Source organism: Nibrella viscosa (assembly GCF_039541875.1).
Taxonomy (GTDB): domain Bacteria; phylum Bacteroidota; class Bacteroidia; order Cytophagales; family Spirosomataceae; genus Nibrella; species Nibrella viscosa.
In genome coordinates this window covers 37,117-50,324 of sequence record NZ_BAABHB010000002.1, presented here as the reverse complement: position 1 = coordinate 50,324, position 13,208 = coordinate 37,117, and the positions used below count along the sequence as shown (strand labels likewise).

Here is a 13,208-nt window from a genome sequence, read left to right as displayed (position 1 = left end):
CGTTTGCGTTTTCGGTTTTTATCAGTATTTTTCTTGTGACAAGATAGCCCGCGCCCATGGTGCGGCCCCTATCCGAAGGCACTACTTAACCCGTTGAGGTACTCACATGGAGCAAGAGTTTGAGGAAAGAGAAGGCGATATCAAAGATTCGCTTCGGCGTTTTGAGCAGATGCTCGCCCGGAAAGAAAATCAGTTTTTTGACCTGGATGTCTATGAGCAGATAGTGGAACACTATCTCGGCGAAGGTGACCTCGACAAGGCGCTGAAAGCTTGTGAGGCCGGACTCGACAACTTCCCGTACTCACTGGAACTAATGCTCGACAAGGCTCAGATTCTGGCCAACAACAGCAAGTTTGACGAAGCCCTTGAACTGCTTGACCGCGCCAACCTGTTCAGTCCCACCGACCTGGATATTCAGTATATGCAGGGAACCATTCTGAACATGGCGGGCCGGTTTGAAGAATCAGTGCAGGTGCTGGAGGAAATGCTCGACCGCACCGAGGATAAAGACGACATCTATTTTCAGCTTGGCCAGAGCTACCAGAACTGGGGAAAATTTGACGAGGCCATCGATAGCTATAAAAAGTCGATTCAGCTCAACATCAACAACGAGAATGCCCTGTATGAACTGGCGTTCTGCCTGGATATAACCGGCGAACTGGAGAACAGCTTATCATACTACCAGCAGTTGATCGACCGTGACCCGTATTCGTACAATGCCTGGTATAACATCGGCATTGCATACAGCAAGCTGGCCCGCTTTGCCGAAGCTGCCGAGGCTTATGATTATGCCACCATTATCAAAGACGATTTTGCGTCGGCGTATTTCAACCTGGGAAATACATACATGAATTTAGGCCAGTTTGAAAAAGCGGAGCAGGCCTATATCGATACGCTTAAGCATGAAGAACCGACCGCCGAAACGCTATGCCACCTCGGGGCCAGCCTCGAAAAACAGGATAAGCTGCAGGAGGCCATTGTACGGTATCGGGAAGCGATTCGGGTAGATGGATTGTGGGACGAAGCCTGGTATGGTCTGGGCGTTTGCCTAAGTGAGTTGGGAAAATGGTACGAAGCACTGCCGTTTCTGCGGAAGGCCGTTAAGCTGAACGAACAGAACGGCGAATACTGGCTGGCCATTGCCGAAACGGAATACAAAATCGGCAATGTGATGTCGAGTGTCGAAGCGTTTGAGAAAGCGGCTGAGGTAGACCCGGCGAATCCGGATTCGTACCTGATCTGGTCGCTGGTGCCGTTTGACCAGGGCAATTACCTGCGGGCCAATGAGGTTATCCAGATGGGTATCGATGAGCTGCCTAAAGAGGCCGACCTATACTACCGGGCTGCGATTTATCTCATCCACGCCGGTTATTACCGCGAGGCCCTGCTAAACCTGGAAGCGGCCCTGACGCTGAACTACGATGCTCACGTGCAGTTGTTTGAGTTCTTCCCCGAACTGGAGAAGCAGAAGGCGCTGTACAAAATTATCCAGCAATACCGTAAACCTGAATCTGAATAGTTTAGTACCACGTCAAAAAAGCCACCTTCTGCAAACGAGGGTGGCTTTTTGTTTGTATATTTGATAGTTAAACCAACTCCTTATTAGCTCCGGAATTTTATTTCATCAACTCATGCGCAGACTCTGTATCCGCCTGCTCCTTTGTTCTTTGTTCTTGGTTTCGCTCCCGCTTTTGGCGCAGACCCCCACCTGGCTCCGCTATCCGGCCGTGTCGCCGGATGGCAAAACCATCGTTTTTACTTACAAAGGTGACCTCTGGAAAGTCTCCGCCACCGGCGGCAGTGCCATACCGCTGACCTTCCACGAAGCGCACGATTTTATGCCGGTCTGGTCACGCGATGGTAAATCCATTGCCTTTGCCTCCGACCGCTACGGCAACTTCGACCTGTTTGTCATTCCGGTGGATGGTGGCGAAGCCCGGCGCTTAACGTTTCACTCAACCAACGAATACCCCTACGATTTTACGCCCGACGGCAAGAGTGTTGTCTTTGGCGCAGCCCGCCAGGACTTAGCCACGAACCGGCAGTTCCCGACCGGTTCGCAGCCTGAGCTGTACAAGGTGTCGGTGACTGGCGGTAAGGTCGAGCAGCTACTGACGACGCCCGCCGAAGATGTGAAGTTCAACCGCGACGGCTCCCGGCTGGTGTACCACGACAAAAAGGGCGGTGAAAACCCCTGGCGCAAGCATCATACTTCCTCCATTGCCCGCGACATCTGGACCTACGACGTAAAAACCGGTAAGCATACCAAAATCACGACGTTCAACGGCGAAGATCGCAACCCGATTTTCACTGACAACGACAAAAGTCTCGTCTACCTGAGCGAAACCAACGGCTCGTTTAACGTGCATAAGCTATCGCTGGGTAACCCGGCAAAGCCGGAAGCGCTCACTTCGTTTAAGAAACACCCGGTGCGGTTTCTGAGCCAGGCCAACGACGGTACGCTCTGTTTCAGCTACGACGGTGACCTATACACCCTGAAGCCGAACGCTAAACCGCAGAAAGTAGCCGTTACCATTGCCGCCGATGCCCGCACCAACAACGAACGGGTGCTGCCCATTGCCGGTGGGGTTCGCGACATGGCCGTTTCGCCCAATGGAAAAGAAGTAGCCTATATTTTCCGGGGCGAAGTATTTGTCAGTTCCGTAGAAGGGGGCCTGACCAAGCGCATTACCAATACCCCTGAACAGGAACGCAGCGTGAGCTTTTCGCCCGATGGCAAAGCACTGCTGTATTCATCTGAGCGGGGGAATTCGTGGAAGATTTACGAAACCCGCATGAGTCGTTCTGAGGAGCCGTATTTCTATGCCTCAACGGTACTGAAAGAAACTCCGCTCATCACCAACGAGAAGGAGAACTACCAGCCGGCCTATTCACCCGACGGTAAAGAAGTGGCCTTTATTGAAGACCGCATGACGCTGAAGATCCTGAACCTGGCCTCAAAGCAGACCCGCACCCTGCTGACCGATAAAGAACTGTTCTCGATGGGCGACAACGACCAGTATTTCCAGTGGAGCCCGGACGGTAAGTGGATTCTGTTCGACTACAGTGTACCGGGTATTGCCGCCGGTGAAATTGGTCTGGTGCCGGCCGACGGCAAAGGCAAGGTAACCAACCTGAGCGAAAGCGGCTTCCAGGACTTCCGGCCGAAATGGGTCATGGGCGGCAAAGCCATGCTGTGGTTCAGCAACCGGGATGGGTTGAAGGCTGTTGCGCAAAGTGGCGGTTCACAGGCCGATGTATACGCCCTGTTCTTCACCCAGGCTGCCTGGGATAAGTTTAAGCTGAGCAAGGAAGAAGCGGCCCTCGCCAAAGAACTGGAAGAGAAAGCCACCAAAGCCGACACCACAAAGGGCAAAACGGCTACGGCGAAGAAAGATACCGCCGTGGCTATTGACTGGGATGGGCTGACTACCCGCCGGGCCAAACTGACGATTCACTCCTCGTCGCTGGCCGATGCGCTCATCAGCAAAGATGGTGAGAACCTGTATTACCTCGCCCGTTTTGAGAAAGGCTACAACCTGTGGACTACCAACCTGCGCACCAAAGAAACCAAAATGCTGGTGACGCTGAACGGTGCGACCGGTAGCCTGGTATGGGATAAAGAGCAGAAGTCGATTTTCCTGAACGCCGACGGTCGCATTCAGAAAATCGATCCCAGCAGCGGCAAGCAAGAGAGCATCAGCATCAACGGCGACATGAACCTCAACGTAGCCGCCGAACGGCAGTTTATGTTCGAGCATGTCTGGCGACGCACCAAAAAGACGTTCTACACCGCCACCATGCACGGCGTCAACTGGGACAGCTACAAACCCGATTACGAAAAGTACCTGCCGCATATCGGCACCAATTACGAATTTTCGGAAATGCTGTCTGAATTGCTGGGCGAGCTGAACGTCAGCCACAGCGGCTCCAGCTATAACCCAACGGTCACCAACCAGGATGCTACCGCGTCGCTGGGCGCTTTTTACGACATCGCCTACACCGGCAACGGTGTTCAGATAGCCGAAGTGGTGAAAGACGGACCGCTGGACAAAGCCGGCCTGAACGTGCGGGCGGGTATGGTGATTGAGTCTATCGACGGCGAAATCATTGCACCGGAACGTGACCTGGCGCAGTACCTGAACCGCAAAGCCGGTAAGAACACGCTGCTGACAGTAGTAGACGGCAACACGCGCCGGGAGATCATTGTGAAGCCGATTTCCGTTGGCGATGAAAGCCAGTTGCTCTACAAGCGCTGGGTGAAACGCAACCAGGACGAGGTAGACAAACTGTCGAACGGAACGCTGGGCTACGTGCATATTCCGGGCATGAACGATGGTGCGTACCGGAACACCTATGAGGAGATTATGGGCAAGTTCGCCAATAAGAAGGGCGTGGTAATTGACACCCGCTTCAACGGCGGGGGCGACCTGGTAGCCGACCTGGCTATGTTCCTGTCGGGCAAGAAGTTCATGGACTACACTACGGATACCCGCTCCAACGGCTACGAACCAAACTTCCGCTGGACCAGACCCAGCATCTCGCTGGCCAACGAAGCCAACTACTCCGACGGCCATTGCTATGCCTTTACGGTGCAGGAGGTGAAACTGGGTAAATTGGTGGGTCAGCCGGTGCCGGGCACCTGCACGTTTGCCGGCTGGGAAGCCCTGCAGGACAACAGCATCCGCTGGGGTGTGCCGCCCTTGGGCGTAAAAGCCATGAACGGCAAATACCTGGAGAACTGGCAGACCGAACCCGACATCAAAATCTGGAACGAATACGAAGTGGTCAGCAAAGGCAAAGACCAGCAGCTGGAAGAAGCCGTTCGGGTGCTGATGGCAGAAATACAGGGGCTGGTGGCGGAGAAAAAGTAAGCGCTACACACAAACAGAAACGGGAAGCCAAACGTGCTTCCCGTTTCTGTTATCTTATCCTTACTAGTTTCTCCGCCAGTCCCAGACCACGACACTCCACCGGTCGGTTTCGTCTTCATATTCGGCGATGGACTGGAAACCGACCCGCTGGTGTGCCCGCATGGAACGGGTGTTGCGGGTGGCCACTTCGGTAATGCACATGGCGTAATCACCTGATAAGCGCTCGCGGTGGTACTGGTACAACCCGTCGAAAAGTCCCTGCCCCCGGTACTTCTCAGCCACACATATTTGTCCCATCACGTAATATGGGTAGCAGCCTACCTGCTGGCCATCATACACCAGCGTATCCAGCAGGTCGAACATGGGCTGCAGCACGGGAATCATGGAGCGGAAAGAAGTCGGCATTACCAGGGCATAGCCCGCCAGTTGATCGCCGTCTTTGGCAATAATTTGTGGAGCGGCTGCATTCATCTGCTGCAGTAAAGGCAGTGTATGTATTACCGTGACAAAGCCCTGCTCTTTCTGCTGCTCGGGGCTGACGGTTTTTGACAGATTCTGCTGCTGAAGGTCCAGAATCTGCTGTAAATCAGCCTCGGTAGTTACGGTGGTGTAGCGAATCATTTGGGTACCCAAAGCGTTAATTTTGTATAAATATCGCACAACTTTCGATGCACCGCCAAACAGCCTGACCTGCCGGTTATTACGTTTCTCCAATGCAACTGATTATCTTTGTGGGCTATGCAACGTGTATATCTTGATAATGCCGCCACCACCCGGCTCGATCCGGAGGTGCTGGAGGCCATGCTTCCCTGGATGACCGATAACTTCGGCAATCCTTCCTCCATTCACGGCCACGGCCGGATTGTCCGTTCGGCCATTGAAAAAGCCCGCAAAACGGTGGCGACGTTATTGAATACGTCGCCTTCTGAGATCTTCTTTACCTCCGGCGGCACCGAAGCGGATAATACTGCCATCCGATCCGCCATTGAAACCTACGGGCTCACGCACGCTATCACCTCGCCCCTGGAACACCATGCCGTGCTGCATACGCTCCAGCATCTGGCCCAGCAGGATACCATCAGGCTGAGCCTGGTCCGCATCGACGCAAAAGGCAACGTAGACCTTACGCATCTGGAAGAACTGCTGCGTACCCATCCGCGTTCGCTGGTATCGCTGATGCACGGCAACAACGAAATTGGGAACCTGCTCGACCTGGATGCCGTAGGTGCGCTGTGTAACCAGTATGACGCCATCTTCCACTGTGATACCGTGCAGACGATGGGCCATTTCCGGCATAATCTGCAGGCGCTTAAAACGGATTTTATCGTCGGTGCTGCGCATAAGTTTCACGGACCCAAAGGCGTGGGTTTTCTGTACGTCAACGCCAACAACCGCATCCACCCGTTTATCTACGGTGGGGCGCAGGAGCGCAACATGCGGGGCGGGACCGAGAACGTCTACGGTATTATCGGCCTGGCCAAAGCGCTGGAAATTGCTTACCGCGATATGGACGAGCACCGGCGGCATATCGAGAGCCTCAAGCAGCGCATGATTGACCGGCTGCATGAAAAAATTGAGGATGTTCGCTTCAACGGCAACTCCGCCGACCTGTCGAACAGCCTGTATACCGTGTTAAGTGTGAGTCTGCCGCCATCAGACATCAGCGACATGCTGTTGTTCAACCTCGATATTGCCGGTATCTCAGCCTCGGGCGGTAGTGCCTGTTCGAGTGGCACGAATGTGGGGTCGCACGTACTCTCCGCCCTGCCCGGCATTGACCCCGACCGGGGTAATATCCGCTTCTCTTTCGGCAAGTACAATACGGCCGAGGAAATCGACTTTGCCGTGGATACCCTGGCAGGTATTTATCAGAAGGAAGCAAAACTAGCGTGAGTATCTGGTAAGGACTCCCGGAACGGGGGTTCTTACCAGACATTACGTATCCAGCATCCTGATCCGCTGAATATGCCGGCCACCCTCAAACGGTGTATCCAGCCAGGTACGAATGATTTCCAGCGCAGTCTTTTCATCCACCATCCGCTGACCGAGGGAGATGACATTGGCATCGTTGTGCTCGCGGGCCAGTCGCGCCGATTCAACATTCCAACAGAGGGCACAGCGGACACCTTTTACCCGGTTGGCGGTCATGGCTTCGCCGTTGCCGGATCCCCCGAGTACGACGCCCCGCTCGGCTCCCCCCCGCGCCACGGCTTCGGCAACCGGGCGGATAAATACGGGATAATCTACAGACTCTTCAGAATAGGCACCATAGTCGGTAACGTCGTGGCCTAAGCCGGTCAGGAACAATTTGATCTTTTCTTTATACTGGTATCCGGCATGGTCGGAGCCGATGGCGATTTTCATAGGCGTTGGCAGTTTAGTGTTTGAACGGGCAGGATATGGTGCGGCCAAAAGTAGGTTATTCCCTAACGAAAGAGAAGCCATAGCCTCAATGACTTGCACCAGACAGAGTGCATCGGTATATTTCGTGGCCTAAGGGCACCATCACCAGACTTCTTCCACCATGGCATCATCATCCAAACCAATCCCACCCACCCTTTTGTTTATCTTCGGCGGCAGTGGTGACCTGAATTTCCGGAAACTCTCCCCGGCTCTCTATAACCTTTTTCTCGATAATTATCTGCCCAACCGCTTTGCCATTGTAGGCATTGGCCGCAGCGACTACTCCGACGAAACCTACCGGGAGCGGCTCCTGGAGGGTATTCAGCAGTTTTCCCGACGTAAGGATCAGGCCAACGGCGACTGGCAAAAATTTGCCGAACACGTTTTTTACCTGCAAATGGACGCCGGCGATGCGGCAGCCTACCAGAAAATACCGGACTACGTTCAGCAGAAAGAAGCTGAATGGGACCTCAGCGCCAACGTTATTTTTTACCTGGCCGTTGCCCCACAACTCTTTCCCGAAATTGCTACCAAACTGGGAGCCTTGCCCATGTGCGCCAATCGGCAGTGTGTGCGTATTGTAATTGAAAAACCGTTCGGCCATGACCTCAAAAGTGCGCAGGCACTCAATCAACTCCTGGGCCAGTTATTTACCGAAGAGCAGATTTACCGCATCGACCATTACCTCGGCAAAGAGACCGTGCAGAACATTCTGGCCCTGCGATTCGCCAATGCCTTGTTTGAGCCACTTTGGAATCGAAACTACATCGAACATGTGCAGATTACAGCGGCCGAGACCGTCGGCGTCGAAGGCCGGGGTGGTTATTACGAACATGCCGGTGCCCTGCGCGATATGGTCCAAAACCATATTTTACAATTGCTCTGCATGGTGGCTATGGAAGCGCCGGTTTCGTTCGATGCCAACGAGATCCGTAACAAAAAGGTCGATGTGCTAAAAGCTATACGCCGGATACCCAAAGACGAAGTACGCGATTATGCCGTACGGGGCCAGTACAGCGAGGGCTGGATGAAAGGCAAAGAGGTAAAGGGGTACCGGCAGGAAGAAGGTGTTAAACCAAACTCCCCCGTTGATACCTTCGCGGCCGTGAAGTTCTTTATCGACAACTGGCGCTGGCAGCATGTGCCGTTCTATGTACGCTCCGGTAAGTACCTGCACGAAAAGACCACCGTGATTACGATTCAGTTCAGGCAGGCCCCGCACTATGCGTTTCCGGCGGAAGCCGCCGAAACCTGGCGACCAAATCGGCTCATCATCAGCATTCAGCCGGATATGGATATCCGGCTGCGGTTTCAGGCCAAACGGCCGGGGCAGTCGATGACGCTGAACCCCGTCGATATGGTCTTCAGCTACAAGGATGCCTACGACGGACAGGAGCCGGAAGCCTACGAAACCCTGTTGCTGGATGTCATGGCCGGTAACGCCACCCTGTTTATGCGGGCCGACCAGGTTGAAGCGGCCTGGGATGTAATTATGCCCATTCTGGAAGCCTGGGAGAAGCGACCACCCATCGACTTCCCCAACTACGCCCCCGACTCCTGGGGACCCGAAGATGCCGAAGCGCTCATTGCCCAGGACGGCCACCATTGGGTGACGCTGCCGAAATGAAATAAACAGGTTTAATTGTTTCAGCGGGGCCGCCCGGCGGTTTCAAGTTTCATGCTCCCACTGAAACATAGAACCAGGACCCTGGAACATGAAACTACATACCTACAAAGACCTCTCCACCCTCAGCCATGCAGTAGCCGAGTGGCTGGTCAGCTATGTTGAGGAAGTTCTGCAACGGCAGGACCGCTTTACCATCGCTTTGTCGGGTGGCAGTACTCCCCAGAAGCTGTTTGCGCTGCTGGCAACCGAGCCCTATCGAAACCGCATTGCCTGGAATCAGCTGCATGTTTTCTGGGGTGATGAACGCTATGTGCCTGTTGCCGACGAGCGCAACAACGCCCGCATGGCCTCCGAAGCCCTGCTGAACCATGTCTCCATTCCGCCCTCGCAAATCCATAGCTGGCGCACCGACATAGCACCAGACGCTTCCGCTGCGGAATACGATCTACTGCTTCACCAGTATTTCGACAGCCAGCAAACCACTTTCGACCTTGTGCTGCTCGGCATGGGCGACGATGGTCATACGCTGTCGCTGTTTCCGGGCACGGATGTAGTTTTCGAGGATAAGGCCTGGACAGCCGCGTATTACCTGAAAGCCCAGGACATGTACCGCCTGACGCTCACCGCGCCGGTCGTTAACCGGGCCGCCTGCGTGGCGTTTCTGGTAACCGGCAACGGCAAAGCCGATGTGCTGAAAGAAGTCTTGCAGGGTGATTATCAACCCGCCGTTTACCCTTCACAACGGGTTAAGCCGGTGAGTGGAGAGTTGATCTGGTTTGTGGATGAAGCGGCTGCGGGCTGGTTAGGGTAGGCAGTCGGCGGGGAAACTGCCGACTGCCTACTACAGCCTGCCTACTGAAGAATTTCCTTTTTCTCAAAACCCGCTGCCCGGCCTGCTGGTTAAGCGTTAGGACTTTTGATGAGACGATATGCAGCGACCCCCATTGTGCCTGATCACCGGCGCCAACTCCGGCCTTGGTAAAGTGACAGCGATTGAACTGGCCCGGAATGGATTTGATATTATTATGCTCTGCCGGGACGAAATAAAGGCCCAGCGCGTACAGCAGGAAGTACAGGCAGCCAGCAAAACCCGCAATGTGTACCTGGTGCAGTGCGACCTGGGCGATATGCAGTCGGTCAGACGGGCGGCCGGAGAGATTAACCGGCGTTTCGACCACCTCGATGTGCTGATTAACAACGCCGGACGGGTCGTTAACGACCTGCAATACTCACCCGGCGGGATCGAGCTGACGTTTGCCACCAACTACCTCAGTCACTTTCTGCTGACGCACCTGTTGCTGGACTTGCTCAAGAAAAGCAACGAAGGCCGCATTATCAATGTAGCCTCCGAGCTGCACTACGCGGCCCCATTTGATCTGGATAATATCGTTAAGCGGGACAAGAGTGACTACAGTGCCATTGGTGCCTACAGCGATTCCAAGCTGGCCAAGCTTCTGTTTAGTTTCGAATTGGCCGACCGGCTGATGGACTACGGCATCACCGTAAACGCCCTACACCCCTGGCTGGTAGATAGTAACTTTGCCGAAGATGGCGACGCCAAAGGAGTATTGCATCTGGCCTTTTCCGTCGCTAAACTGTTTGCGCCGGAACCAGAAACCATGGCGAAAACCCACATCTACCTGGCCTCTTCGCCGGAGATACATAATGTAACCGGATTGTATTTCGCCCGCTGCAAACCACTGGAGCCCAGCGATAAAGCCAGAAATCAGAAGCTTGGCCTACAGCTATGGCAGTTGAGCGAGCAGTTGGTCGGTATTGAATACCCCATTCCACAGCCTCCCCTTTTAGCACCTAATTAACCAGTAAACGAATCAACCATTTAACGAATCAACCACCCAACATGGATTCACGTCTATGCCTGATTACCGGAGCCAATTCCGGCATCGGAAAAGTTACGGCTATGGAAATGGCCCGAAAAGGGTTTGATATACTCATGCTGTGCCGGAACCTGGATACCTCCCGACCCGTCCGTAAAGAAATAAAAGCCGTCAGCAAAACCGGCCGGGCCGATCTGATCTGGTGCGATCTGGCCAGTCAGCAGTCTGTCACCCAGGCGGCCCGCGAAGTAGCCGACCGCTACCACAAACTCGACATACTGATAAACAATGCCGGCCTTTTCCTGGACCGGGAGCAGTACTCACCCGAAGACATTGAACTCACCTTCGCCACGAACCACCTGGGGCCATTTCTGCTGACCAACTTGCTGCTGGACATGCTGAAGAAAGGTACCAACCCGCGGGTAGTCACGGTATCGTCGGAGGCCCATCGCTGGAGCAAAGCCTTTAAACTGGACCAGTTGGCCAAGCCGAAGTCGTACTCCGGCATGGGGGCCTACGGCGCGTCTAAACTCTGCAATATTTTGTTTGCCAAGGAACTGTCCGACCGGGTCATGGATTTCGGCATCACGTCGAACAGCCTGCATCCGGGAGCCATCAACTCCAATTTTGGCAATGGGGCCTCCAGCCTGTCGGGATTGGTGTTTAAGCTGATGAAGCCGTTTTTTATATCGCCGGAGAAGGGGGCCGAAACGAGTATTTATCTGGCTTCGTCGCCCGAGGTACAGAAAGTAACCGGGCTTTATTTCGATAAGTGCAAACCTAAAACGCCCAGTCAGGATGCCCGCAGCGATTACAACGCCCGGGAGCTTTGGAAACTCAGTGAGCAACTGACTCATCTGAATCCCCGTTCCGTGGCGGTTTAATTTCTATAAAGTTGCAACGGTTTATGTAAATTTTGGCTCTTTACCTTCAAAGAGGTACCTGAACCGTTGCAACACTATGAAAGCAATTTTTTTCACCCTCATCGGCCTACTGGTGGCTTGTCTGACAAGTCAGGCCCAATCGGTTGTGCCTGTACCCAAACCAGAAACCTTTCCCGACTCTTTGTTAAAGCTGGGGATTCCTCAGCCCAAAGCGTCTGGCGGAGTACTCTCGATGGGTACCGGATTTTACCGCGATCCTAAGGATGCACCAAATGTGGTCAAAGCGACGCTTGACAACATGGCTGTTCGTAAACCGGACCCGGACCAGCAATATCATATCCTGAATTCAGTACCACTCCAGTCAGCTACCGAAGAGGTGATACCTGATAGGAAGCTACCAAACAAGAAACGCTAAGCGTTAGCCAACGCCTGCCTAAAGTCCTCGATCAGATCGTCGGCATGTTCAAGGCCGATGGAGATGCGGAGCAGGTTTGGCGGAGTAGCAGTATTGGGGCCTTCTACCGACGCCCGGTGTTCAATGAGGCTCTCTACTCCGCCCAGGCTGGTGGCGCGGGTAATTAGTTGTAGCCGACCCGCCAGTTGAGTAGCCTCTTCGGCCCCGCCTTTCACCTGAATGGATAGCATAGCCCCCGGCAAACTCATCTGCTGGTTGGCAACGGCGTAACCCGGATGATTCTCCAGACCGGGGTAATGCACCTGCTCAATCGCCGGGTGCTTTGCCAGGAATTCGGCCACCTGCCGGGCCGTTGCTGCCTGCGCCCGTACCCGCGTGGTCATGGTTTTAATCCCCCGCACCACCATCCAGCAATCGAACGGCGACGGTACCGCTCCGCCGATGGATTGCAGCCGCCGGGCACGCTGGTACATTTCGCCTTCCTCCTTAAACACTAACGCACCACTCAGCACGTCACTATGGCCGCCGAAGTATTTGGTGGTGGAGTGCATCACCACATCGCAACCCAGCTCCAGGGGGCGTTGCAGCACGGGCGTGGCCCAGGTATTATCGCATATGCAGATAGCGCCGGCTTCGTGCGCCATACCCGCTACCGCCTGAATATCGGTGATTTTCAACAGCGGGTTCGAGGGGGTTTCAATCCAGACAATACGGGTGTTTTCGTGAATGGAGGCCCGTAACGCATCCAGGTCGTTCATGTCTACGCGGGTGTAGGTGAGCCCCCAGGGGTGGAACAACTCTTCCAGCAGTGCCGGTGTACCATAATACGAGTCCTGCGTGACTACTACGTGGTCGCCGGGGCGCAGGGTTTGAAACACCGTCATGGTAGCCGCCTGACCGGAGCTGAACGCAATGGCCTGCGCCCCGCCTTCCAGGGCGGCAATACTTTTTTCCAGCGCATCGCGATTCGGATTGTTGTTGCGGGAATATAGGTAGCCATAGGCAAAGGAGCCGTCGGCTTCGCGCTCAAAGGTGGTAGTCAGGTAGAGCGGTGGCGTGACCGCTCCGGCGTTGAGGTCAGCCATGCGGCTGCTGTGAATGGCAAGTGTTTCGGGTTTCATGCCCCTAAGCTAAGTATAGATGGCGTTCCAGAAAAAACTTGGCCGA

11 protein-coding genes are annotated in these 13,208 nt (G+C 54.4%); 8 read left to right on the top strand and 3 right to left on the bottom strand.

The window, feature by feature from the left end:
• The first annotated feature begins 106 nt into the window (after positions 1-106).
• A complete protein-coding gene (locus ABD931_RS04890; RefSeq protein WP_345264530.1) occupies positions 107-1,519 on the top strand; it encodes a tetratricopeptide repeat protein in 1,413 nt (470 codons plus the stop codon).
• Between the two features lie 112 nt (positions 1,520-1,631).
• A complete protein-coding gene (locus ABD931_RS04885; RefSeq protein WP_345264528.1) occupies positions 1,632-4,874 on the top strand; it encodes a S41 family peptidase in 3,243 nt (1,080 codons plus the stop codon).
• A 63-nt stretch (positions 4,875-4,937) separates the two neighbouring features.
• Here the strand turns inward: ABD931_RS04885 and ABD931_RS04880 are convergent, their stop codons facing one another.
• Complete coding sequence (locus ABD931_RS04880; protein ID WP_345264526.1) at positions 4,938-5,495, bottom strand: GNAT family N-acetyltransferase; 558 nt, start codon at positions 5,493-5,495, stop codon at positions 4,938-4,940.
• A gap of 117 nt (positions 5,496-5,612) precedes the next feature.
• Here ABD931_RS04880 and ABD931_RS04875 point away from each other — a divergent pair, with 117 nt between their 5' ends.
• Positions 5,613-6,767, top strand: coding sequence for a cysteine desulfurase family protein (locus ABD931_RS04875; RefSeq protein WP_345264524.1), 1,155 nt, complete (start codon positions 5,613-5,615; stop codon positions 6,765-6,767).
• Positions 6,768-6,809: 42 nt separating this feature from the next.
• Here ABD931_RS04875 and rpiB read toward each other — a convergent pair whose 3' ends face one another.
• The gene (gene rpiB / locus ABD931_RS04870; protein WP_345264522.1) at positions 6,810-7,238 is read right to left on the bottom strand and encodes a ribose 5-phosphate isomerase B; all 429 of its coding nucleotides are present in this window, start codon (positions 7,236-7,238) and stop codon (positions 6,810-6,812) included.
• Positions 7,239-7,398: 160 nt separating this feature from the next.
• On the opposite strand from rpiB, the gene zwf reads away from it, so the two are divergent.
• The 5 genes from zwf to ABD931_RS04845 all read left to right on the top strand — a co-directional run bounded on the left by zwf (position 7,399) and on the right by ABD931_RS04845 (position 12,041).
• Positions 7,399-8,904, top strand: coding sequence for a glucose-6-phosphate dehydrogenase (zwf, locus tag ABD931_RS04865; protein ID WP_345264520.1), 1,506 nt, complete (start codon positions 7,399-7,401; stop codon positions 8,902-8,904).
• An 88-nt stretch (positions 8,905-8,992) separates the two neighbouring features.
• Entirely contained in the window at positions 8,993-9,715 is a 723-nt protein-coding gene (gene pgl / locus ABD931_RS04860) for a 6-phosphogluconolactonase (protein WP_345264518.1), read from the top strand.
• Between the two features lie 118 nt (positions 9,716-9,833).
• Positions 9,834-10,724, top strand: a complete 891-nt coding sequence (locus ABD931_RS04855; protein WP_345264517.1) for an SDR family NAD(P)-dependent oxidoreductase — start codon at positions 9,834-9,836, stop codon at positions 10,722-10,724.
• A gap of 41 nt (positions 10,725-10,765) precedes the next feature.
• Positions 10,766-11,626 carry an SDR family oxidoreductase gene (locus ABD931_RS04850; protein ID WP_345264516.1) on the top strand — a complete coding sequence of 287 codons (861 nt, stop codon included), beginning with the start codon at positions 10,766-10,768 and terminating at the stop codon, positions 11,624-11,626.
• Positions 11,627-11,702: 76 nt separating this feature from the next.
• Entirely contained in the window at positions 11,703-12,041 is a 339-nt protein-coding gene (locus ABD931_RS04845; RefSeq protein WP_345264515.1) for a hypothetical protein, read from the top strand.
• Here ABD931_RS04845 and ABD931_RS04840 read toward each other — a convergent pair.
• Entirely contained in the window at positions 12,038-13,162 is a 1,125-nt protein-coding gene (locus tag ABD931_RS04840) for a trans-sulfuration enzyme family protein (protein WP_345264514.1), read from the bottom strand. The two genes, ABD931_RS04845 and ABD931_RS04840, sit on opposite strands and share 4 nt — an antisense overlap.
• Positions 13,163-13,208: the final 46 nt, after the last annotated feature.